This window comes from Calothrix sp. PCC 6303, assembly GCF_000317435.1.
Classification (GTDB): Bacteria; Cyanobacteriota; Cyanobacteriia; order Cyanobacteriales; family Nostocaceae; genus PCC-6303.
The window spans coordinates 5,596,433-5,620,943 of the sequence record NC_019751.1 but is presented as its reverse complement, the minus strand read 5'-3'; the positions used below and the strand labels follow the sequence as shown (position 1 = coordinate 5,620,943).

The window sequence follows — 24,511 nt, the reverse complement described above, 5'->3', positions numbered from 1 at the left end:
TTACAAATACGGTTTTTATCACCTCTATTCTTGATGATAACCGAACCAAAGATAGAGGTAGTAAAAACACGAATATTAGGTACGGTTTTCCAGTTAAGGATAATTGTGGTGAAACCCGACAAACCCCCCAAATGTTGGGTTTCGTTCTTCGACTCAAGCTACGCAGCTTATATCCCTGCCCTAAAGGATCAAGGTTTTACGCTGACTTCCAATAAAATCCACACCTGTGGGCTAATTCACACCCTAATCTTATACTGGAGCAAGAGAACAGGTGGCTGCTGTTATGCTAACTGCAGGTTTGAGAATAACTTTCCCAAAGTGTTTATCCAGTAATGCGTGGACATGTGCTGCTTTTACGCCGCTGTAGCGGGTTTTATTCGGCATGATGATATTTGGCGCACCTTTGCAGTTTTTCATGCATCCCGTGGCTTTAATAGTAACCCTTTCATCAAGAGCGCGATCGCTTAATTGCTGAATTAGGGCTTGACAAAGTTCCCTGCCTCCCCTCTTCATACAATCAGATTTTTGACACATTAAAATAGTAGTTTTTTTAGCCGGTGGAATTATCTCCGGTTCCTGGGGTGTAATATATGCTTCACCGTCTTCCCTTCCTGTCATCACTCGTTCAGCTTTGAGTTGGAATTCACCAGTTTTTGAAGAGTATTTTTTGGTACCAACAATTTCTAACCAAGTTCCCCGCTGTAATTTGCCAACGAAGTTAGAACGTAGGTGCTTGCCAAGTTTCACATAGCATTCACCCTCAGCGGTTCCCAAAACCAAACCTTTGAGTTTATAACCGTCTGCGATCGCGTATTCTAAAAAACGTCCTTCTAAACAAAATTCTGAAGTTTGACTTGTATTTAGTTTACCCATGCTAAATAACTCCTTGTTAGTAAATACTTTTAACTAGTTGATACTAATCGTCTCAAATTGCTGCAATCCCAGAGAAGAACTAGCCGATAGCCCTCAAAGCCGAGCAATTCTTTTTACTCCTAGTAGTCTGTCAAGATAAAAATTATGGTTGTAGAGAAGTACTAGTGCTACGTCTCTACAGCATTCTGGATGTATATAACCGTCAAAATAAGATTGACAGACTACTAGTCTTGGTTGATGAGTCATATAGCCCCCGCTTATTTACCCACCAAATAATAAAAATGAGAGATTAGTATTTTAAACATGATAACTTAAATGCAATTCTTTCTCAGTTATTTCTGAAGAAAAAATAAATATTACTTCCCAATACTGAGAGCAAATAAAGGAAAAGTTATTGCAAATAGCGTGATTGGTGGATAAAGACCATTAAAATAATCAGGATTTGTATTCTCATACCTCAGGGCAAAGACTATGCCACGCCGCGAAGATATTAAAAAGATTTTGTTACTCGGTTCTGGTCCAATTGTAATTGGACAGGCTTGTGAGTTTGACTATTCGGGAACTCAAGCTTGCAAAGCGCTACGGGAAGAAGGCTATGAGGTGGTGTTGGTGAATTCCAACCCGGCAACCATCATGACAGATCCGGAAACTGCCGACAGAACCTATATTGAACCTTTGACACCAGAAATGGTGGAAAAAGTCATTGCCCAAGAACGTCCAGATGTGATGCTGCCAACGATGGGGGGACAAACGGCACTGAATATTGCCGTGGCTCTGGCAAAAAATGGGGTTTTGGAGCGGTACAATGTGGAGCTAATTGGTGCCAAGTTACCAGCAATTGAGAAAGCCGAAGATCGGAAGTTGTTTAACGAAGCGATGGCAAAGATTGGGGTTGATGTTTGCCCCAGTGGTACGGCTTCAACCCTGGATGAGGCAAAAGCGATCGCGCAACGTATCGGCACCTATCCCTTAATCATTCGTCCTGCCTTCACTATGGGGGGAACTGGGGGAGGTATTTCCTACAATGAGGAGGAATTCGCCGAAATGGCTCAGGGAGGTATTGATGCTTCCCCAGTTTCCCAAATCCTCATTGATCAGTCTTTGTTGGGTTGGAAGGAATATGAGTTGGAAGTAATGCGAGACTTAGCAGATAATGTGGTAATTATTTGCTCGATTGAAAATCTCGACCCCATGGGGATTCACACTGGGGATTCCATTACCGTTGCCCCCGCACAAACCCTTACCGATAAAGAATATCAACGGTTGCGGGATATTGCCATCAAAATTATTCGGGAAATTGGTGTAGAAACGGGTGGATCTAATATTCAGTTTGCTGTGAATCCGGTGAATGGGGATGTGGTGGTAATTGAAATGAATCCCCGTGTATCCCGCAGTTCGGCTTTGGCAAGTAAAGCAACAGGTTTCCCCATTGCGAAAATGGCGGCGAAGTTGGCAGTTGGTTATACCCTGGATGAAATTAGAAACGATATCACCAAGCAAACCCCTGCTTCCTTTGAACCCACCATCGATTATGTGGTGACAAAGATTCCTCGATTTGCCTTTGAAAAATTCCCCGGTTCCGAAGCTGTCTTAACTACTCAGATGAAGTCTGTGGGGGAAGCAATGGCAATTGGACGCACCTTTAACGAATCCTTCCAAAAAGCCATCCGTTCCTTGGAAACTGGACGTGCGGGTTGGGGATGTGATCGCACTGAGAAACTACCTAGTGGTGAACAAATTCGCGCTCAACTGCGGACTCCAAACCCAGAGCGGATTTTCTCGGTGCGTCATGCGATGCAATTAGGGATTACTAATCAGGAAATCTTTGAATTAACGGGAATCGACCCCTGGTTTTTGGATAAATTACAGGAAATTATCGATCTTGAAAAGTTTCTCAAACGCACACCCCTCCAACAATTGACAAAAGAGCAAATGTATGAGGTTAAGCGTTTTGGATTTAGCGATCGCCAAATTGCATTTGCTACCAAAACCGATGAAGATCAAGTTCGCAGTTTCCGTAAACAACTAGGTGTCATTCCCGTTTACAAAACTGTAGATACCTGTGCTGCGGAATTTGAAGCTTTCACCCCCTACCACTATTCCACCTACGAAGAAGAAGACGAAATTCTCCCCACCGACAAACCAAAAGTAATGATTTTGGGGGGAGGACCTAACCGCATTGGTCAAGGTATCGAATTTGACTACTGTTGTTGTCATGCAGCATATGCCCTGAAGGATGCAGGCTATGAGACAATTATGGTGAATTCCAACCCTGAGACTGTTTCCACTGATTACGATACCAGCGACAGGTTATACTTTGAACCGTTAACTAAGGAAGATGTCCTCAACATCATTGAGGCAGAAAATCCCGTTGGTGTAATTGTCCAATTTGGCGGACAAACACCCCTCAAACTTTCGATTCCTCTGCAAAATGCCATCAATAACCCAGAATTGGGACTAACTACCAAAATTTGGGGAACCTCTCCCGACTCCATCGATGCAGCGGAAAATCGGGAACGGTTCGAGCAAATTCTCCAAGAGTTAAATATTGCCCAACCCCCTAATGGGATTGCCCGCACCTATGAAGATGCTTTGGTAGTTGCTCGACGTATCGGTTATCCGGTGGTGGTTCGTCCTAGCTATGTTCTCGGTGGACGGGCAATGGAAATAGTCTATTCTGATACCGAACTGGAACGTTACATGACCTTCGCGGTACTTGTAGAGCCAGAACACCCGATTTTAATTGATAAATTCCTGGAAAACGCCATCGAAGTAGACGTGGATGCCATCGCCGATCACACCGGACGGGTAGTAATTGGTGGTATTATGGAACACATCGAACAGGCGGGAATCCATTCTGGTGATTCTGCCTGCGCTTTGCCTTCTATTTCTCTAGCACCTGGTATCCTCCAACAAATTAGAACCTGGACGGCTGAGTTAGCGCGATCGCTTAAAGTCATCGGCTTGATGAATATTCAATTTGCTGTCATTGGTGCCCAAACTCCCCAACCCCAAGTGTATATTTTAGAGGCAAATCCCAGAGCCTCAAGAACTGTCCCTTTTGTGTCGAAAGCTACAGGCATACCCCTGGCAAAACTGGCATCATTAATTATGTCAGGTAAAACTTTAGAGGAACTTAATTTTACTCAAGAGGTCATTCCTCTTCACATCGCCGTGAAGGAAGCTGTACTACCTTTTAACAAGTTTCCTGGTACAGACACTTTGTTGGGACCAGAAATGCGCTCAACTGGCGAAGTTATGGGTATAGATGTGGACTTTGGCAGGGCTTATGCTAAGGCTGAGTTAGGTGCAGGTGAAAAGTTACCCCTCACTGGTACTGTATTTGTGTCGATGAATGATCGTGATAAAGCGGCTGCCGTTAATGTTGTTAAGGAATTTATCGATTTGGGTTTCACTATTATTGCTACTGATGGAACTCGGCGAATTCTCCGAGAAAATAACTTAGATGTGGAGTTAATTCTCAAGCTACACGAAGGTCGTCCCCATGTGCTTGATGCCATCAAAAACCACAAAATCCAAATTATTGTCAACACACCTTCTGGAGAAGAAGCCCACACTGATGCTAGATTAATTCGCCGTACTGCCCTAACTTACAAAATACCTACCATTACCACCATCGCCGCAGCCAAAGCCACTGCCGCTGCTATTCGTTCTTTGCAAAATACTACTTTGGGTGTAAAAGCTCTCCAAGAGTATAACTAACATTGGTAGATAGGGGGAAAGGAGCAGGGAGAAAACGGGGATGGGGAAACCGAGAAATTAGTCAACACTTTGCCCAGCCTCCACGCTGCAAAACCCAGATGAGAAATGCAGCCTGGAAAACCAGTTAGATACACCGAGTCCCCCTCCCCTGCTCCCCTACCTCCCCTGCCTTCTCTAAAGGCTTATAGATACCATTGAGTTTTCTTACAAAAATTAGAAACTTTATCTTATATTTATGGTTTAACAAGAAAAATTATTAGATAATGACACCCTAGGCATCACCAAAGACCTGTGAAAGCCTTGAAAAACTTCAACTTACTCCACTACACAAATAAATTAACAAATGTTACAATTATTAATAATCAAGCATAAGTTAAATATCAGTGAGGCTACTTTGTATCTAACTATAGATACTTGCGAGAAGGGCAAAAAATGCAGTAACTTCTAGCAAATAATAAGAAAATCAATATTTGATTCTAATTATCGTCCTCGTAGTTGGGGCGCTATTTCCACAAAACACAAAGTTCCTATACGACTGGATTAGAGCTTTGAAACGCATCTACCAGCACTCATCTACTATCGTCCAACCAAACTACCATAGCGAAAGTTTATGAAGACCGCTCAGACTGCTACAGACCTCGTGCGGACTTACCTGCGTGAGATTGGTAAGGTACCACTTTTAAGCCACGAGGAAGAGATCAAATTTGGTAAACAAGTACAACGTGCTGTTGTTTTAAATGAAGTCAGGGAATCACTCGCACTAAAATTGGGTCATGAACCAACTTTAGAAGAGTGGGCGATCGCATCCGAGCTAGAACCCCTAGAATTGAATCAAGCGATCGCGGATGCAGATGAAGCTAAACGCAGGATGGTGGAAGCCAATTTGCGCTTGGTTGTATCTGTTGCCAAAAAGTACCTCAAGCGTAACGTTGATCTTCTAGATTTAATTCAAGAAGGTAGTATCGGGATGCAACGGGGTGTAGAAAAGTTTGACCCCACCAAAGGATATAGATTTTCTACATATGCCTACTGGTGGATTCGCCAAGCTATTACTCGTGCTATTGCCGAAAAGGGACGGACTATCCGTTTACCAATTCACATCACCGAGAAACTCAACAAAATTAAAAAAGCACAGCGTCAACTATCACAGAAATTGGGACGCGCACCTTCTGCTGGTGAGTTAGCAAAAGAATTGGACTTGACCCCCGCACAGGTACGGGAATATCTGGAAAAAGCCAGATTGCCCCTTTCCCTAGATTTGCGTTTGGGAGATAATCATGATACAGAATTGGGTGAAATGCTCGAAGATACTGGTGCATCCCCGGAAGAATTTGTCATGCAATCCTCGTTATCAAATGATTTAGAGCGGTTAATGGCAAACCTCACACCCCAACAAAGGGAAGTTATATCCATGCGTTTTGGGTTAAAGGATGGTCAGTCAATGACATTAGCGCGGATTGGAGAAATTCTCAATATTAGTCGTGAACGAGTGCGACAAATTGAACGAGAAGCTTTGACAAAACTCCGTAAATCTAAGGTGGAAATTAACGAATATTTAGCAAGTTAATTCAGAAACCCGATTTACTCCAGGATGCTGATACATACAAACTGATTTGTAGAGACGCGATATATCGTGTCTCTACAACTATTCGTCATCTGGTTCCAAATCGCTATCTTCTAAACTATGTTGGGGGATGGCAGCAATAATGGCATCAATGACTTTGGCAACTGGTAAAATCTCGATACCAATTTCTGGAAAGCTGGTACCCTTGGGAACGATAGCGCGTTTGAAGCCTAATTTGGCAGCTTCTTTAAGTCGCAGTTCCATCTGAGAAACTGAACGTACTTGTCCCCCTAAACCAACTTCTCCAATTAATACAGTACTTGGATCCACAATGCGATCGCGGAAACTGGCAACGATAGCTATAGCAACACCCAAATCCACAGCTGGTTCTTCCACGTTTAATCCACCGACGGAAGCAACATAGGAATCTAGTTTGGACATGGGGATTCCCACCCGCTTTTCTAAAACAGCGAGAATTTGCACCAGACGACTATAATCTACACCTGTACTTGCTCTCCTAGGTGAGGGGTAACTGGTGGGACTAACTAAAGCTTGAAGTTCCACAACTATGGGACGTGTACCTTCACAGGCTACAGTAATTGCACTACCTGGGGATGGATCATCACGGTTGCCTAAAAATAATTCTGAGGGGTTTGGTACTTCCCTTAATCCATGCGAAACCATTTCAAATATACCAATTTCGTGGGTGGCACCGAAACGGTTTTTTACAGTTCGTAACAACCGATGGGATGCAAATCTATCTCCTTCAAAATAAAGTACCGTATCTACCAAATGTTCCAATACTTTGGGACCTGCGATCGCACCTTCTTTGGTTACATGTCCCACAATTAGCATTGTGATATCTTCGTGCTTTGCCACCTTCATCAACGCAGCCGTACATTCCCGCACCTGTCCCACCGAACCAGGGGCAGAAGTTAAACTGGGAAAAAATACAGTTTGAATACTATCAATTACCGTTACATTTGGTCTGAGGGAATCTATTTCTCTCAGTATTTCTTCTAAATCTGTTTCCGGCAAAATATATAAATCAGCCCCAACTCCTTCTAAAACTTCAACTTTAGAAGTATTATTTTTGACATCTTCCTTGACTTCTATTACTTCTACAATTGCGCTTTTGCCATTCCCATTTTGATGGACTTCTTTTTCCTGACCACTGACTTCATTTTGTAACTTAGCCACACCTAAACGTGAAGCCCTTAATTTGACTTGTTGGGCTGATTCTTCTCCCGAAACATACAGCACTCGGTATCTTTGTGATAATTCATTTGATACTTGAAGTAACAAAGTAGATTTACCAATCCCCGGATCACCACCGATGAGTACCATCGAACCGGGAACCACACCTCCACCTAATACCCGATCTAATTCTCCATAACCTGATTCCCAACGTGTTACCTGACGATCAGTAATTTGGTCAAATTTGAGAGAATATCTAGGTTGTGGTGGCTTTTTAGCCGCTTTACCCTGCCCCTGTTGGCTATGCCAAGCACCTACCCCTCGACTTGGTGAATCACCCGACACCTGCATGGTAAGCTCTTCTTCTAGAGAGTTATAGGTTCCACAGCTGGGGCATTTACCGTACCATTGTGGTGACTCGTGTCCACATTGACTGCAAACGTAAATGGTGCGTGACTTTGCCATTTTTATTTGTTAAGTATTCTTAATTGTTTCTTAATTTTTGAATGCTAGGAAAAACCGACAACTGCAATGCCTACACCATTTCACTAATGAATTATATGAATGATATCTTAATAAGATGGTAGTAAAAATTAATCTAGAAAAATTTTAGTGAAGGAGCGTTGAGAAACTTGGAAAACCATAAAGAAAAAATTTTGGTAGTGGATGATGAAGCTAGCATTCGCCGCATCCTAGAAACACGCCTTTCAATGATTGGTTATGATGTCGTCACTGCGGGTGATGGGGAAGAGGCTTTAGAGACTTTTCGCAAAGCTGAACCAGACTTAGTAGTTCTGGATGTGATGATGCCGAAGCTTGATGGCTACGGTGTATGTCAGGAGCTACGCAAGGAATCAGATGTTCCTATTATTATGTTAACAGCTCTAGGTGATGTCGCGGATCGGATCACCGGATTGGAGTTGGGTGCTGATGATTATGTAGTTAAACCGTTCTCTCCCAAAGAACTGGAAGCGAGAATTCGTTCAGTATTGCGTCGTGTTGATAAAACGGGTGCTTCGGGAATTCCTAGTTCTGGTGTGATTTCCGTCAGCACCATCAGAATTGATACCAATAAGCGCCAAGTTTATAAAGGTGATGAACGTATCCGTTTAACTGGAATGGAATTTAGCTTGCTGGAATTGTTGGTAAGTCGTTCGGGTGAAGCTTTTTCCCGTTCAGAAATTCTCCAAGAAGTTTGGGGATATACCCCAGAACGTCATGTTGATACCCGTGTGGTGGATGTGCATATTTCCCGGTTACGGGCAAAACTGGAAGATGATCCCAGCAATCCTGAATTAATCTTGACTGCGCGGGGTACTGGCTACCTTTTTCAACGCATAATTGAGCCAGGGGAGGAGTAAAACAACTTAAAATTCAAGATTAATTACCGAAGTTAGGAGTTAAAAGTGATGGATTAGGTGGGTTAGGGTAATTAAAAGTGTGCAGCAGGTCTAATCAAAAATCAAAATGTTAATAAGATTTAAACCTGCTTGACTTTTGTTGCATAATCTATCCCACTGATACAGCAAATTCCAAAACATCAAATTTTGTCGAGACAAGACATGTGGCTTTTGTCTTAATATCACTTTTGTCACAATCTCTCGTTGGTGCGTGACACTACAAATCCTTAGTTCAATTACATGATTTATCGAAGTGTCACACACCCTACAGGTAGAAAGATGCCAGAATTTATTTTATAAATTATTTTTTAGATTGAAAGCAATATGTCAAAATCTGATCCTAATCGAGTACTGCGAGGCTTACCAATAGTTGTTGGTAGTTTGGGTGCTGTTTTGTTGTTTGTGAATCGGATTTTGACACCCGAACTTACCAATTCTCAATCCCGTGCAGATGCTTTGGGTGTGCTTTTGAGCGCTTTGTTAATTTTGACTGGTTTATTATGGCAGCAGGTACAGGCAAAAATTCCTGATGTGGTGCAATTGATTGGTGAGGAAAAATTTGAACTGGTGCCGGAATTGCCAGATACTGTAAAGACAGAGTTAGCTTGGGCATCACATTTATTATTAACTAATACAGTTACGCGATCGCTTGTTGTGATTTATCAAGGTAAAGTCTTACTCAGACGCGGAATATTACCCCCAAAATCGGAAGTCACACCAGGGGCAATTCTCAAACGTGTATATGAAAAAGTCAAACCAGTTTACTTGGTTGATGTTAAGGCTTATCCCGGTAGAATTGAGTTTGATTACTTGCCAGAAAATACCCAAGGTATTATTTGTCAACCAATTGGCAAGGAAGGGGTAATGATATTAGGTGCAAATGCCCCCCGCAGCTATACTAAGCAGGATGAAACATGGATTTCCGGGATTGCAGATAAGTTGGCTGTAACTTTGGCGGATAATATCAAAATTGTAGAGACGTAGCATTGCTACGTCTCTAGGAAAGTTTCGGGCTATTTTGGAAACACATTTTGACTGATTGCAACTAAAATAGCGATCGCAAATCCAAACCGATACCAGACAAATACCCAATTGTTGTGTTTTTGGAGAAATTTCAACAACCAAGCAATAGATATATAGGAAAAAATAAAAGTTGAAATTATCCCCACCAGTAAAGGTAAAAACATACTGGTTTCGTTGACGACATCCTTAGCTTGCACTAAAGTAGCGATCGCTAATGTGGGCAAACCCAATAAAAACGAAAACCTTGCCGCAGTTTGTCGCTGCAATCCTAAAAATAAAGCAGTTGTTAAAGTTGAACCAGAACGGGAAGCACCTGGTAAAAGGGCAATCATCTGCCCTAAACCAACAATTATCCCATCTTTGATTTCCAAATCTTCAAAACCACGCTTACGGGAACCAGTTTTTTCTGCCAAACCTAATAATGCTGCCATCACCAGGGACATCACAGCAATCATCAACGGACTTTCTAATTTTACCTCTAATATTTTCAGCGCCAAACCCCCAAACAACGCAGGTAAAGCACCAACGGCAATACCCAAGAAGATTTTCCATTCTTCCTGTTGCCAGTTTTTACGTTGGAATGCCTCCCACGCACCGCTAATAATACTCCGAATATCTTTCCAGAAGTAAATCACCACTGCAAACACGCTACCCAATTGAATCGCGTCAATCGCTTCTTTTTTCCAGGTAACATCCCAGCGCAAAACGTCAGTGAAGATAATTAAATGTGCTGTACTGCTGATTGGTAAAAACTCAGTGATACCTTGAACAATACCAAGAATAATAGCTTGAATATATTCCATGTCTATATATCTATAAAGTTAGATGTTGATTTGTGAGGGTAAGATTGTATTGCTGGTATTCAGATTCTCGACTTTCTAAATCAGTCACAGATCAGCTTAAACCTATATAAATGTTACTGTTGGAAGCACAAAAGACTCGCTGTCAGCTTTTAAGTCTGAAAGTTAAGTGTGTATTCGCTCAAAAAGCTACTTAAAACAGAAAATTCACACATCATTTTCTTGTTCCCTATTCCCTATACAGTTTTTTCCATAAATATCAGCGAGAACGCAGATAATATTCCTACACTCGTCTTCCCAAGTCAACTTAATTTCAAAATTTTATGAAAGTTTAATAATTGTTACTTTTAGTTGAGTGTTTACTTCACAGAGGTATTAGTGGAAAAATCCCAAAATAATCACCTCAATAGGGCTTCAATTGCGATGCTCGGTTGTGTAATATAAACTTAAGTAACAAATATTAAAAAAGATTTAGTGAATACAACGTTATCGGCGTATATAAAGTCATCACCTGCAATCAAGCATGGGCAGGAAGGTGGAATCTCCCAAAGCCAGGTTAGCAAAGAAAATTATTTAGTTTCACCGGATGGAGATTCGGCAACTCTGCCTTTGCCAATTTCATTTTCCTTGCCTTTACCCTTCCTCATATTTGGCGCTGCCATATTTCTGGTATCGGTACCTGTGTTCGTGGAAGCACCACTAGTCAGAAATTTACCATGGTTGAGCCTGAGTTTAACAGGATTTTGGCTGTGGTTGAGTTTAAACTTAATGTCCCGCAGTTCGACATATTTATGGGGAGATTTGTTGTTTGGCTTTACCTGGAGTTGGTTTGCGGGTGCAATCTACTGGGGTTGGTTACGTTGGGAACCATTGTGGCATTTACCAGTAGAAGCGATCGCATTACCATTCGCAGTGTGGTGTTTACGTCGCAACTGGGGCAAAGTCGGCAACTGGTTTTATTTAGGTTCCTTATTTGGCACCGTCTTAACAGATATTTACTTTTATTTAGTTAATTTAATACCTTATTGGCGAGAGGTTATGCAGGTGGAACCAGAAGAAGCCTTCCCCATTTTGCAAAACGCCCTAACCCAAGTACACACACCCTGGGGAGGTGCTTGGGCAATAGTTTTAATGGTAGTTTTACTCACCGTTGGTATTGTGCCATTATCCAAAAAACAACCTCATTGGTACGCCTTTAGCGGGGCTGTACTAAGTACGATTTTAGTAGATATGTTGTTTTTAGTGGCAGCAGCGATCGCATAATTAGCTTGGCATAGATTCAGATTGCGATCGCAACAACCCATGATCCTAGTTTTTCCAAACCAGGAGAGTTTATTTAGGTATTGATCCGCTGTATATTAGATTCTGATAACTGCTGTGTGTTTTTCAGGTTTTTTGGCTGAAAGAATTTTGACTTGGTAAAACTACCAAAATCCAAAATTCCCATATCCAAAGGCATATTACGTAAATCTCAAATTTTTGTTTGATGAAAAGAGGTGGAACATCGTGAAACGATTGGCGCGTTTATTATCAGTTTTTAGTTTATTAATCGGATTTTTTGGATGGTTAGGAACAACTCAACCAACCCAGGCTTTGAGTTTAGATCATTTTGCTTTGAATTCAATGCCAGTTTTAGCATCTGGAAAAATCGAAGGCTTACGTAACCGTGCTGACGACAAGTTAGGGGTTGTGTATGGTAAAAAAATCGATTTGAACAATACCAACATTGCGTCATTTCAACGCTTTCCTGGACTTTATCCCACTTTAGCCAGTAAAATTGTCCAAAATGCTCCTTACAAAGATGTCAAGGATATTTTAGACATTAATGGATTAAGCGATCGCCAAAAGGATATTCTCAAATCTAACTTCGATAACTTTACCGTATCAGAAGTTGAGTCTGTATTTACCGAAGGCGACGACCGTTATAACAATGGTATCTATAGATAAGTAGATAATTTTGCTTATCGGGAATCGGGAATCAGCTAGATTAATATAATCTGTCCCTTCCCATTCCCAAACCCTCTCAGTCAACAGCATAGACTTGTGCCAGCAAGCCTCAGAATAATACACAACTTTCAGAAGTTGAAAACTGTAACTCCCAAAAACTTGCAGCTGTCTTTTCTACTGTTAACTGATAACTGTTAACTGATAACTGATTCCTAAAACCTTTGCATCCCCACACCTCTTCACTTCCAGCCTTTGATATTTTAGTAGTTGGCGCTGGTGCTGCTGGACTCTATACAGCCCTTTGTCTACCAAAAAGCCTGCGCGTTGGCTTAATTACCAAAGAAACTATAGCCCTAAGTGCCAGTGATTGGGCGCAAGGAGGTATTGCTGCGGCTATCTCCAAAGAAGATTCTCCCCAATTACACGTTGAAGACACATTACAAGCTGGCGCTGGTTTATGCGATCGCGCAGTGGTAGAATTCCTTGCAGAACATGCCCCCAGTAGTATTGAAGCCCTAGTAAATCTCGGTGTAGCCTTCGATAGAGAAGGTAAAAATCTCGCCCTCACCCTAGAAGCTGCACATTCCCGTCACCGTGTACTTCACGCAGCAGACACCACCGGGAGGGAAGTCACCACCACCCTCACAAATCAAGTTCTCAAACGAGAAAATATCCAAGTTATTCAACAAGCCTTAGCTTTATCCTTGTGGTTAGATCCTGACACCCAATCCCATACCCAACATTGTCGCGGTGTGAGCCTATTCTACCAAGGTCGGATTATTTGGTTGCAAGCAAACGCCGTAGTCTTAGCAACAGGTGGAGGTGGACAAGTTTTTGCCCAAACCACCAACCCCGCAGTCAGCACTGGAGATGGAGTTGCCATGGCTTGGCGGGCTGGGGCAATTTTGCGGGACTTAGAATTTGTCCAATTCCATCCCACAGCCCTCACCAAACCCGGTGCAGATAGATTTTTAATCAGCGAGGCAGTACGGGGTGAAGGTGCCCATCTCGTGGATGATAAAGGGGTTAGATTTGCCTTTGATTACCACCCAGCCGGGGAATTAGCCCCCCGCGATATCGTTAGCCGTGCCATCTACAGCCACCTCCAAAAAAACGCCGCAGATTTAGCTACAGCACATGTCTGGCTAGATATGCGCCCAATTCCCCCAGAAAAGATCCGCCACCGATTTCCCAATATTGTCAAAGTTTGCAAATATTGGGGTGTGGATGTTTTCAACGAACCAATTCCCGTCGCTCCAGCCGCACACTATTGGATGGGTGGTGTAGTTACCGACTTAGAAAACCGCACCAATATTCCCGGCTTATATGCTGTAGGGGAAACCACTAGTACCGGAGTTCACGGTGCAAATCGCCTTGCCAGTAATTCTCTGTTGGAATGTATTGTTTTTGGCGCTCAAATGGGTAAATTTGAGGATAAGCTTGATCTATCAAGGGTGCTAGAACCTCTAAACAACCAAGAATTTCAACCTTTAGAAGCTGATTGGATAGCCCAACAACAATTAATTGATACCATCCGCAAAAATATCCCTCGTCTGGTTTGGGAAAATGCAGGCATCTGTCGGGAACAGGGTTTGTTAGAAAGTGCGATCGCGTTGCTAGAATCTTGGCATCAAGAATTTGTAGCTTTACCCATCAGCAAGTTTATATTCTCACTAGAGCCGACAACAACAGCAGATATTAATATTGGCGACGTTGAAAAACAATTGCGTTTGTGGTCAGAAACCTATAACCTACTAGATGTTGCCCACCTAATTCTCAAAAGTGCAGCTTTTAGAACAGAAAGCCGTGGTGGACACTATCGCCTCGATTACCCCACACAATCTTCTGAGTGGCAAGTTCATACACTTATTCAACAAAATAAGTTTTGGAAATCACAGAATCAATCTTAAATCAGTCAACAGTGTAGATGCATAACTGCTTGTGCCAAGCTAGAGGAAACACACCAGAAAACTTGAATCTAGCTGTTACCTAATAACTTAGAGAACTCCACAAAAAAGATGATCCAATATTGTGGGATAGACATTCGTATATCTTGAGAACTGTAGTTTTCGATAAAAACTTTGAGTAGGCATACCCAGCCCTACAGACTTATACTACTGGTCTGTCCCGTTAATTCTGAAGGATATAGAGATGCAAAATTTTGCCTCTCTACAAGGGTTTTGGCATCCAACTAACCCCCACTACCCTTCGTAGCTTGCTTCTCCGCAGGAGTGAAGCTGCTTCGTGTCTACCTTCCGTCACTGTTTGACGCATTTGAATGGTTAAAAAACTCCAGGTTTCATCATGGATGAGGTTTAACTGACTGATGCCTGATAACTGATAACTGATACCTGGTACCTGGTATTATCTGGTACCACTACCATGCTGACTCTTCGGTTCCCCAAAATATGGTATTTCCAAATCGGTATTCAGACTATCTTCAACTGCTACATCCGAGTTAGACAGTTGAACATTTGAGCCAGTAAACGCCTGCGCGCCATCAGCTAATTTTGGAATTAATAAGTATGCCCCAATAAACAATGCTATGAAACCTGTGATTCTAAAACTAGTAGCCATAGCCGCATGTAAACTCCTATGAATTATGTTCCGAAAGATAAACTAACAAAATTTATTGTTTTTTATTAAAAGTATTCTGGCGCACTTGTAATCACCGAGGTATTCCACTCGAACCTTCAATTTACCAATCATAGATGCACACACGCTTAAGTGGTATCACTAATATGACACCTTTTGAATCTGTCGAAAGACTGAATCTCATGCATAAAAAGTAACATGGCATTATGAGAGATCAGAGTCTTTATTTATATAGTCTTAATATTTGTAAGTATAATCACTATTTTTATTTAATTAAGCTAAATGTTTTTATGGGATTTTTCTGTGCTTTTGAACAATACTAATACCTTTATTTGAGCAAAAAAGCTGATTTTAAGACAAATATCCTTGTTTTTGGGGAATTCGATTTAAAGCGGTTCATATTTATATAGTCGCAAAAAATAAGTATTTTCCCTTATGTATACTTTACGAGAAAATACTTAAACATTTTCACAGTTAAGATATACAAATTCATTTACAAACATTGTTTATCCCCTATGTAGTCGCAAAAATAAGTATTTCCCCTTATGTATACTTTTCAAGAAAATATTCAAACATTTTTGTAATCAAAATATACAAATTAGACAAGAATAAGAATGAGGATAAAATCCAACTTAAGCAAACTCGTATCGACTTTTCCCGAAATGTTTGGCACGGTACATTGCCGCGTCTGCTTGCTTAATCAATATTTCGCTATCTTGACTATTAAAGGGATATATGCTTATACCAATACTTGCAGAAACGGCGGCTTTTTCACCATTCAGAATAATCGGTTCTCCAATGCTGAGAAGAATTTTTTCAGCCACCTTAGCTACAATTTCGACTTTGGGAATAGCTGGTAAGATTACGGTGAATTCATCTCCACCTAGACGCGAAACAGTATCACTACCACGTAGACAATGGCTAAGTCTTTTAGAAATAGTAATTAATAGGCGATCGCCCATTTCATGCCCTAGGGTATCATTCACCTGTTTAAAGCCATCAAGATCAATAAACAGCAATCCCAGTAATAAATTATTTTCCTGTGACCACTTGAGAGACTCCTGTAGTTGTTCCTCAAAAAATTTCCGGTTTGGAAGTGCTGTTAAGGGGTCATGATAAGCTAAATAGCGTAAACGATCTTCCTGCTCTTTTAATTCAGCATTAGAGCGGTGTAACTCTGCTGCCGCTCGTTTAAGTTCTTCTTCCTTCAGCTTATGTTCGGTGATATCACGAATCACACCCACCAGATACAAATTACCAGCAGCATCTTTGTGAAGCGATCGCTTAGTGGAAATCAGGTACATATTACCTTGAGAATTAGTAAATTCCTCTTCATGCTCATAGGATTGCTGAGTTTGAAAAACTAAATCATCTTGTGAGCGGAAGATATCTGCTTGATACTTCGGGAAAAAATCATAATCTGACTTTTCTAACAATTTAGCCTTAGAATGACCAACCAATTGAGAATAAGCATCATTTAAAACAATCCACTGACGCTGCTCATTTTTGACAAAAACTGGGTCAGCAATAGTATTGATTACCTCATGTAAAAATTCCTTCGACCGCTTCGATTCTTCCTGAATATGAGCAACTTGATAAGTAATTGCAATAGCTGAACCAAATAAACTCAATAAAGCAGGAGTGACTGGAATCCACCAACCATCTAAGAAAACCACAAAAGCGCCACCCAAAAGTAAAAAACAAATCAGTGATACTGCCAAAAAACTATAACTAGTCCTTTTGATTCGCCATCGTGTTACTGCACCTAAGTATCCACAAACAACAATCCACAACCACTCTATACCATTAGACCAGACACGTAGCAAAGGTCTACCATCAGCCGCCTGCAATAGTTCACTAATAAAATAAGCTTGTAATTCCACGCCCGTAATTGACTGTGCATTACCCACAATCTGGCTAGAATAAGGAACTAAAATAGAATCAGGAAGGCTTGATGCATCAGAGCCAATTAAAACAATGCGATCGCTAATCCAACTCTCCGGGACTTTATCATTTAAAACATCCCGTAAAGTTACCTTGCGAAAACCCCAAGCATTTTCTTTTTCTTCGCAAGTTTCACACCTGGGTTTAGGAAAATTAGAGATAATTTGATACCCTTCATGATCTGCCCCAATGTAACCCCCATCATAGGGCTGAAAACGATGAAATACCTTTTTTCCTAACTGCAAAAAATTTGATTTTCGGCTTGGATCTTTAACCGGGACACCTTTAGCTTTTAAATATAATTTTGCCAGCTTTAAAGCGAAGCTCTGATAACTTTGCCTTGTTTGAGAATCGGAATAATATAAGAGACTCCGACGAACTTTACCATCAGGATCACTTAATAAATTATTAAATCCCACTTGATTTTTACTCAGATGGGGTGGTGCTTGTACCTGTCTAGCATCATTTGATGAGAGGAACTCAATTCCCACTAAATTGGGTGTAGATTTAAACACATCGATCAGTTCTTCATAACCTGGCTGTGTAATTAAATCTCGATAAATATCTAAGCCAATAGCACTGGGTTGGTATTTCTTTAATTTATTTAACAACTGGGCAAGTTGAGCATCAGAGATTGGCCAAGCGCCAATTTGGCGAATCGAAACCTCATCAATGGCAACAATTGTGATCCTTTCTTCGGGCATTTCCAAAGGACGTAATTGGAAAAATTGATCCAAAACAGCGAATTCTGAGACTTGCAGCAGACCAAGCGATCGCACAACCAAAACAATGCCTGCTACGCTCAAAGCAGTTATCCATTCCCTTTTTCCGCGAATTAACCCCCGTTCCCAAGTTAACAATAATCTCTTTACATACTTACTCTGCTGTTTGCTCATCCCTACTATCCACTGGGGAAAATTTATTAGTTAATTTTGTTAAAATATTTTTCTTAACAATGCTAGCTTTAATATGTGATAATGCATACTTCGGCAAATGGCAACTTTCGTATATAGAAAAAATAAAAAACTTGGTTCCCAAATGAAACCAAGTTTGCTAGATTCATTGCAATTCCCCTACTTTTAGTACAGAGAATCTCATCAAGTTAAGCTTTCGCTTTAAAATATTTGAAGTTACTCGGACCAGTGTACCCAGTAATCTTGGCAAGTTGATCCAAGTTTTGTACACCACTATATTGCTTACCATTAATTACCCACGTAGGAAAACCCTCTATTTTTGCAGCTTTACAATCTTCGGGTTTGCCTTTGGGGCTGTTGGCGGCACATTCTACCTTAATGTCATTCTCAGTTAGAATTTCAGCAGCTTCTTTTCCAAATATTAGTTTTTGCTCATGGCAATGATGGCACCAAAAAGCCGTATACTGTTTTGCCCCAGTCTTAACAATATGATTGGCTAGTGCGATTTCAGCTTCACCCGATGTAGTTGTTACTTCCCAGCCAAATAGGGGGTTTGGTTTCTCAGCCTTAAATTGATCAAAAATGATTTCTCCAGATGGTTTAATTATCAAAGCTGCATCAGCAGCTTTTGAGGAACCGGGATTTGGATTGTTTGCCTCGTTCCCCACACCAGCGTAAACACCTAAAGTTCCAACTAAAGTGACTACACCAACGATAAAGGCAGTAAAAATAATTTGTCCCACATCTTCCCATCTCCTACCAACCAAAGTCAGCACCAGCATACTAAGTGAGAATAAAGCTGAGGCGATACAGTAAGGGCATACTACTTTGAGTTGAGTTGCCAGTACATACATTAAGTAACCGCTAAATACAGTCATGGCGATACTACCAACCAATAGTAGTAGCCAGGTTATATTTTCAAGTTTTTTGCGCTGCTCTTTGTTTTGTTCTGGTTTAATTACTAAAGGAAGCAAGGCAAGTACCAGCATACTAGTGTATGCCAAAAAACCGAACAAAGCCAGGGGTTGACCAAACACTGTTCCCCAAGCACTGGCAAGAACGTCATTACAGCCTGCATTAGTTGCATCAGCGGTACAAGCAGCCTTACCTCCTGTGAGTTTAGTGTAGGTAAGATAACCTGTAGTCAAAGCACCTAAGGCGGCAATCACGGCGATAATTATCCGTGACCAGCGGTAAATCCAAGGGATAGAACGACGACGATTCATAATTAAATCAGATATTAAGGGTATCGGGTATAAGAATATTAGCTAAGTAATTTCGCACAAATTGGGAAAACCTAGTTCAATCAGAGGCAACAGAAGGAATATCTCGTTCCCCTCCACTTCTTTTGCTTTTGTTTAAAGTCCAGCCCAAATAAAAATATCCCATTATTTTTTCGTTAACCCCCACTGTAAACAAAGCTTACAGTGGTGGCTACTTTACGAATGTAGCTTAACTGATGACGGTGATTTTTGTTCATCAGTTTTAAGATTCCAACCTTGGCGCACAGCTTCCATAAATTGGCTGACGCGGTTAGGATCAATTGGTTGCTCAATCCGTCCTTGACGTTTAAGAGAACTGGAAACTATGGCACCATCGGCAGCCTGCATTAGTGTAGCAATATTTTCCCAACTGGCTCCACTACCGATAAATACGGGGGTACCGTTAGCAGCTTGAGTAGCTAGTTCCAAGTCTTCCAGGTTTGGGGGGGTACCTGTTGCCCAACCAGATAAAATTACGGCATCGGCTAGTCCCCTTTCGATAGTGTCTTTAACTGCCACAGTTAAATTTGGTGAACTCAAAGGGCGTGCATGTTTGACAAGAACATCGGCAAAAATTTTGACATCACTACCCAATTCTCGACGATAGCGTAATAATTGATGTGCATCACCTTCAATTAGTCCCTGGTCTGTTGCCATGACTCCGGTGAGGACATTGACACGGATAAACTGGGCTTTGATGCAAGATGCGATCGCTAAACCACTTCTGCCATCATTCCGCAGTACATTCAAACCAATTGGTAAAGAAACCAGATTCTGAATTCTCTGCACCACGACAGTCATAGCACTCACCACAACTGGATCGACTTGACTTTTCGTAAATGGTGCATCAAAAAAATTTTCCACCATCAGACCATCCACGCCACCACTTGCCAGGGCTAAAGCTTCTTGTTCAGCACGGTCAATAACTGCTTTCAAGCTACCTCCCCATCTAGGCGATGTTGGTAATGGTAAAAGATGAACTACACCAATAATTGGAGTTCTGGTTTTAAATAACTGATATAAGTCCACGTTTTTTAACTATAATACGAGCGGTTAAGGATTTAGAGCCATCTGAATTCTTCTTGATCTAGCTCTCACCAAAGGTAAATATATCAACCTTTATCCCAATAAGTAGGTCGGCGTAAATAAACAGAACTATATTTTGTCATTCCGTAGCTTGCGAATCGTAGGCTGGAGGCACGATGTAACACTTGGTGGAGGCAAGACAGCCCTGTGGGTATCCTACGGCGCACCTTCCCCAGGTTAGAATAAGTCCGTAGCGGACACGCTCTGCTTACCTCTACATTTTATTTTTTCTATCTACACCCAAGGAGAAATACCCCTACTCCTTTCCCCCTATCCTCTTTGGTCATCACTTTCGGGGTCATGATATCTCATCCACATTTTAGCGTCCCTCTGGAGGAATAAATTGGCGTTTCACCTTTCATAAGATATGTTAAGATAGAAGTTGGCTATCAGAGGAGTTTGCCACTCACAAGCCGCACGCGACGAATCAGCTTTGCAAAGCCCTTTAACCTGAATTAAGGTTTACCAGTAACTATTTACTAGTAAGAGGGTTAAATCGTGTCTCACGAATCCTAAACACTAAGAAACGCAAGTTTTTTAGTTAGGCAAAGCCGCAGTGAAAGGGTTGCATTACCGCTCGAAAATGCAGTCGTGCGTGCGATTTTACCCCAGGTTGCGACTTCTCAACAAACGCCACGGACAAAAAGTAGTAGGAAATATCCGATCTCATGTCCTCCAAGGGCGGGCTTCCCGACGGGTAGATTCACATCGTAGCGGCTGTGGTAATGTAAAATACCAACAGTTTGGCTTCCTAAATAAAAATCACCAGTGTTTGATTTACCCTAAATTTATTTTAATTTTCCGTTGATTTTCCACCGGAAAGTAGATGATTGAACGTATAATAGCACGCTATTCATTTAAGTTATGGTCTGGATTCCAGTCAGGAATTTACCGACCTCAACCAAATTGTAGTGAAGGAATTTTGATTTCGCGCTAATGTTTGGTCGGGAAGCAAAAGCTTAACCACTTGACAACAGGAAAAAAATAAAAAAATGTTTCCACAATATGGGTGACAAGCCAACAATTGCCATTTCTCACCTGGGCTGCGAGAAAAACCGAATCGACACCGAGCATATGCTAGGGTTACTAGTAGAAGCAGGTTATGGTGTAGATAGCAACGAAGAATTAGCAGATTATGTAATTGTTAATACCTGTAGTTTTATTGAAGCTGCTCGCACTGAATCAGTCCGGACATTGGTAGAACTGGCGGAAGCCAATAAGAAAATCGTGATCACTGGTTGTATGGCGCAACACTTCCAAGAGCAATTATTGGATGAGTTGCCGGAAGCTGTGGCAGTAGTAGGGACAGGAGACTACCACAAAATAGTAGACGTGATTGAGCGTGCAGAATCCGGTGAACGAGTTAAGGAGATTAGCTTCGAGCCGACATATATCGCTGATGAGACAACCCCGCGTTATCGAACAACAACCGAAGGCGTTGCTTACTTACGCGTGGCAGAAGGATGTGATTATCGGTGTGCATTTTGTATAATTCCCCATCTTCGGGGAAATCAGCGATCGCGTACTATTGAATCTATCGTTGCCGAAGCTCAACAGCTAGTCAACCAAGGTGTGCAAGAAATCATCCTGATTTCCCAAATTACCACCAACTACGGTTTAGATATCTACGGCAAACCACAACTTGCCGAATTACTCCGTGCTTTGGGTAAAGTGGATATTCCATGGATTCGGATGCATTATGCATACCCCACAGGACTCACACCTGATGTGATTGCTGCCATCAAAGACACACCTAACGTTCTGCCCTATTTAGACCTGCCCCTACAGCATTCCCACCCCGATGTTCTCCGTGCCATGAACCGCCCTTTCCAAGGACGGGTAAACGATTCAATTATTGAACGTATCAAAGACGCACTACCAAGTGCAGTATTACGAACAACATTAATCGTTGGTTTTCCCGGTGAAACAGAAGAGCATTTTCAACATCTGTTGGAATTTGTTGAGCGACATGAATTTGATCACGTTGGTGTATTTACTTTCTCAGCAGAAGAGGGAACCCCAGCTAAAGATCTACCCAACCAAATCGCTCAAGAAGTCATGGATCGCAGAAGGGATGCAATCATGGCACTACAACAGCCAATTTCGCTGCGAAAAAATCAACAGCAAACTGGTAAAGTAGTCGATGTCTTAATCGAGCAGGAAAATCCCGCAACAGGTGAATTAATTGGTCGTTCCGGCAGATTTTCCCCCGAAGTTGACGGATTAGTCTATGTTCGTGGTGCAGCCAAACTGGGAACCATTGTGCCAGTAATGATTGAAAGTGCTGACACCTATGATCTTTACGGTCATATTCTCAATTAAATCTAGTAAATCCAGCCTAGGAGTTACGAATCGGGAGTTAAGAGTTTTTATATTCAAAATTTTGAGTTAAGTAGTTAACTTCTAACTTCCATATAGACACTATTTATTGCGTCTTTATCAATTCATAACTTCTAAAAAAGTCAAAAACAAACAATTTAGGAGAATTAATGAATCCTTCCTTTCAAGAATTAGGACTATCACCAGAACGCGTTGAACATTTAGAAAAACTTGGTTTTACCGAACCAACCAATATTCAAGCACAAGCAATTCCCCACCTATTGAACGGACGGGACATTGTTGGTCAATCACAAACAGGAACAGGCAAAACCGCAGCCTTCTCATTACCCATCATTGAACAATTAGATGTTTCACAGCGAGTTGTTCAAGCTTTAGTTTTGGCACCCACCCGTGAATTAGCAATGCAAGTTCATGATGCTGTTGCTAACTTCGTTGGTAATTCGGGGTTACGTACCCTCGCAATCTACGGTGGACAATCAATTGACCGCCAAATGATGCAACTCAAGCGTGGTGTTCACATCGTTGTGGGAACACCAGGACGGGTAATTGATTTACTCGAACGGGGTTGTCTCAAACTGGACTCAGTACGCTGGTTTGTTTTAGATGAAGCCGACGAAATGTTGAGCATGGGCTTTATCGATGACGTGGAAAGAATTCTATCCAAGGCACCCGAAGAACGAAACACAGCCTTGTTCTCGGCAACAATGCCTCCATCAATTCGCCAGTTGGTGAATAAATTCCTACGGAATCCGGTAACTGTCACCGTTCAACAACCCAAAGCTGCACCCACCAAAATTAACCAAGTTGCATATGTGGTTCCCCGTCATTGGACAAAAGCAAAGGCGTTGCAACCTATTTTGGAAATGGAAGATCCAGAATCAGCATTGATCTTTGTTCGTACCCGTCGTACCGCTGCCGAACTCACCAACCAGCTGCAATCAGCAGGACATAGTGTTGATGAATACCACGGTGATTTATCACAGCAAGCGAGAGAACGCTTACTAACACGTTTCCGCAACCGCCAAGTTCGCTGGGTGGTAGCAACTGATATCGCGGCACGGGGTTTAGATGTGGATCAACTGTCCTGTGTAATTAACTTTGATTTACCAGATAGCCCCGAAACCTATGTTCACCGAATTGGTAGAACAGGTCGTGCAGGTGCTGAAGGTACCGCAATTTCTTTAGTGCAGCCATTTGAGCGCCGCAAACAGCAAGCATTTGAACGTCACGTTCGTCAAGCTTGGCAAATCCAAACGATTCCCAGCAGAGCGCAAATTGAAGCTCGTCACATTGAGAAGCTACAGGAACAGGTGCGTGAAGCCCTCACTGGTGAGCGTTTAGCGTCATTTTTACCCATTGTCCGCGAGTTAAGTGAGCAATATGACGCGCAAGCGATCGCAGCTGCGGCTCTGCAACTAGCTTACGATCAAACCCGCCCATCTTGGCTGCAAAATGAGCTTGATGTTCCGGAAGAAGATATGTCCGGCAACCCCAAACCCAGACTTCGCGGTGATGGTGGTGGCAGCGATCGCGGTGATCGTGGAGACCGTGGAGACCGTGGTGGTCGCCGTCGGGATCATTCAGGCGATCGCTCTCGCCGCTCTTGGGGTAGTTCTGAGCGCAGTAGCAGCGATGCTGAAAAAGGCTCTGCCAAACCCAAACTTCGCGGTGGTGGCACTTCTAGACGTGAGTCTTCTGCAACCCCAGCCAAGAAATTTGGTTCTGCTAGCACCAAGGAATAAGCTTCCTTTGTAGAACAGAACTCTAACTAACACCACAGTTGTTTAAAAGTCAGATAAAAAGCTCGTCTTTTTATCTGGCTTATAGTTAGCTATGTTTTTTA

General features: G+C 41.9%; 16 protein-coding genes. 9 read left to right on the top strand and 7 right to left on the bottom strand.

From position 1 onward, the window contains the following. Positions 1-249: 249 nt before the first annotated feature. On the bottom strand, positions 250-873 hold the full coding sequence (locus tag CAL6303_RS22720; RefSeq protein WP_015200177.1) for a (2Fe-2S) ferredoxin domain-containing protein: 624 nt from the start codon (positions 871-873) through the stop codon (positions 250-252). 471 nt (positions 874-1,344) lie between these two features. Here CAL6303_RS22720 and carB point away from each other — a divergent pair, with 471 nt between their 5' ends. Further along, positions 1,345-4,596, top strand: coding sequence for a carbamoyl-phosphate synthase large subunit (carB, locus tag CAL6303_RS22715; protein WP_015200176.1), 3,252 nt, complete (start codon positions 1,345-1,347; stop codon positions 4,594-4,596). 610 nt (positions 4,597-5,206) lie between these two features. Then, entirely contained in the window at positions 5,207-6,163 is a 957-nt protein-coding gene (locus CAL6303_RS22710; protein WP_015200175.1) for an RNA polymerase sigma factor, RpoD/SigA family, read from the top strand. Positions 6,164-6,241: 78 nt separating this feature from the next. Here CAL6303_RS22710 and radA read toward each other — a convergent pair whose 3' ends face one another. Then, entirely contained in the window at positions 6,242-7,822 is a 1,581-nt protein-coding gene (gene radA, locus CAL6303_RS22705) for a DNA repair protein RadA (RefSeq protein WP_015200174.1), read from the bottom strand. Between the two features lie 167 nt (positions 7,823-7,989). Here radA and rpaB point away from each other — a divergent pair, with 167 nt between their 5' ends. Further along, entirely contained in the window at positions 7,990-8,718 is a 729-nt protein-coding gene (gene rpaB / locus CAL6303_RS22700) for a response regulator transcription factor RpaB (RefSeq protein ID WP_015200173.1), read from the top strand. A 363-nt stretch (positions 8,719-9,081) separates the two neighbouring features. Next, positions 9,082-9,741 (top strand): cofactor assembly of complex C subunit B, encoded by a 660-nt coding sequence (locus CAL6303_RS22695; protein WP_015200172.1) that lies wholly within the window; start codon positions 9,082-9,084, stop codon positions 9,739-9,741. A gap of 29 nt (positions 9,742-9,770) precedes the next feature. On the opposite strand, the gene CAL6303_RS22690 is transcribed toward CAL6303_RS22695, so the two are convergent. Continuing rightward, positions 9,771-10,583 carry an undecaprenyl-diphosphate phosphatase gene (locus CAL6303_RS22690; RefSeq protein ID WP_015200171.1) on the bottom strand — a complete coding sequence of 271 codons (813 nt, stop codon included), beginning with the start codon at positions 10,581-10,583 and terminating at the stop codon, positions 9,771-9,773. Positions 10,584-11,189: 606 nt separating this feature from the next. On the opposite strand from CAL6303_RS22690, the gene CAL6303_RS22685 reads away from it, so the two are divergent. The 3 genes from CAL6303_RS22685 to nadB all read left to right on the top strand — a co-directional run bounded on the left by CAL6303_RS22685 (position 11,190) and on the right by nadB (position 14,437). Continuing rightward, positions 11,190-11,843: a DUF3120 domain-containing protein gene (locus CAL6303_RS22685; RefSeq protein ID WP_238993842.1), complete on the top strand. Its 654-nt coding sequence runs from the start codon at positions 11,190-11,192 to the stop codon at positions 11,841-11,843. 243 nt (positions 11,844-12,086) lie between these two features. Continuing rightward, positions 12,087-12,527: a photosystem II complex extrinsic protein PsbU gene (gene psbU / locus CAL6303_RS22680; RefSeq protein ID WP_015200169.1), complete on the top strand. Its 441-nt coding sequence runs from the start codon at positions 12,087-12,089 to the stop codon at positions 12,525-12,527. Between the two features lie 221 nt (positions 12,528-12,748). Then, positions 12,749-14,437: an L-aspartate oxidase gene (nadB, locus tag CAL6303_RS22675; RefSeq protein WP_015200168.1), complete on the top strand. Its 1,689-nt coding sequence runs from the start codon at positions 12,749-12,751 to the stop codon at positions 14,435-14,437. 454 nt (positions 14,438-14,891) lie between these two features. Here the strand turns inward: nadB and CAL6303_RS22670 are convergent, their stop codons facing one another. From CAL6303_RS22670 to btpA, 4 genes are all read right to left on the bottom strand, one after another. Further along, positions 14,892-15,104 (bottom strand): hypothetical protein, encoded by a 213-nt coding sequence (locus CAL6303_RS22670; protein WP_015200167.1) that lies wholly within the window; start codon positions 15,102-15,104, stop codon positions 14,892-14,894. A gap of 650 nt (positions 15,105-15,754) precedes the next feature. Then, positions 15,755-17,962 carry a CHASE2 domain-containing protein gene (locus tag CAL6303_RS22665; RefSeq protein WP_015200166.1) on the bottom strand — a complete coding sequence of 736 codons (2,208 nt, stop codon included), beginning with the start codon at positions 17,960-17,962 and terminating at the stop codon, positions 15,755-15,757. A gap of 206 nt (positions 17,963-18,168) precedes the next feature. Then, positions 18,169-19,206: a vitamin K epoxide reductase family protein gene (locus CAL6303_RS22660; RefSeq protein WP_015200165.1), complete on the bottom strand. Its 1,038-nt coding sequence runs from the start codon at positions 19,204-19,206 to the stop codon at positions 18,169-18,171. Between the two features lie 213 nt (positions 19,207-19,419). After that, on the bottom strand, positions 19,420-20,271 hold the full coding sequence (gene btpA / locus CAL6303_RS22655) for a photosystem I biogenesis protein BtpA (RefSeq protein WP_015200164.1): 852 nt from the start codon (positions 20,269-20,271) through the stop codon (positions 19,420-19,422). Positions 20,272-21,333: 1,062 nt separating this feature from the next. Here btpA and rimO point away from each other — a divergent pair. Together rimO and CAL6303_RS22645 are read left to right on the top strand one after the other, a co-directional pair. Beyond that, the gene (gene rimO / locus CAL6303_RS22650; RefSeq protein ID WP_015200163.1) at positions 21,334-22,650 is read left to right on the top strand and encodes a 30S ribosomal protein S12 methylthiotransferase RimO; all 1,317 of its coding nucleotides are present in this window, start codon (positions 21,334-21,336) and stop codon (positions 22,648-22,650) included. Positions 22,651-22,817: 167 nt separating this feature from the next. Then, positions 22,818-24,410, top strand: a complete 1,593-nt coding sequence (locus CAL6303_RS22645; RefSeq protein WP_015200162.1) for a DEAD/DEAH box helicase — start codon at positions 22,818-22,820, stop codon at positions 24,408-24,410. Positions 24,411-24,511 lie beyond the last annotated feature (101 nt).

Coding starts and splice junctions, on each gene's coding strand:
- CAL6303_RS22720 (WP_015200177.1), bottom strand. CDS start 873: ATGGGTAAACTAAATACAAGTCAAACTTCAGAATTTTGTTTAGAAGGA.
- carB (WP_015200176.1), top strand. CDS start 1,345: ATGCCACGCCGCGAAGATATTAAAAAGATTTTGTTACTCGGTTCTGGT.
- CAL6303_RS22710 (WP_015200175.1), top strand. CDS start 5,207: ATGAAGACCGCTCAGACTGCTACAGACCTCGTGCGGACTTACCTGCGT.
- radA (WP_015200174.1), bottom strand. CDS start 7,822: ATGGCAAAGTCACGCACCATTTACGTTTGCAGTCAATGTGGACACGAG.
- CAL6303_RS22695 (WP_015200172.1), top strand. CDS start 9,082: ATGTCAAAATCTGATCCTAATCGAGTACTGCGAGGCTTACCAATAGTT.
- CAL6303_RS22690 (WP_015200171.1), bottom strand. CDS start 10,583: ATGGAATATATTCAAGCTATTATTCTTGGTATTGTTCAAGGTATCACT.
- CAL6303_RS22670 (WP_015200167.1), bottom strand. CDS start 15,104: ATGGCTACTAGTTTTAGAATCACAGGTTTCATAGCATTGTTTATTGGG.
- CAL6303_RS22665 (WP_015200166.1), bottom strand. CDS start 17,962: ATGAGCAAACAGCAGAGTAAGTATGTAAAGAGATTATTGTTAACTTGG.
- CAL6303_RS22660 (WP_015200165.1), bottom strand. CDS start 19,206: ATGAATCGTCGTCGTTCTATCCCTTGGATTTACCGCTGGTCACGGATA.
- rimO (WP_015200163.1), top strand. CDS start 21,334: ATGGGTGACAAGCCAACAATTGCCATTTCTCACCTGGGCTGCGAGAAA.
- CAL6303_RS22645 (WP_015200162.1), top strand. CDS start 22,818: ATGAATCCTTCCTTTCAAGAATTAGGACTATCACCAGAACGCGTTGAA.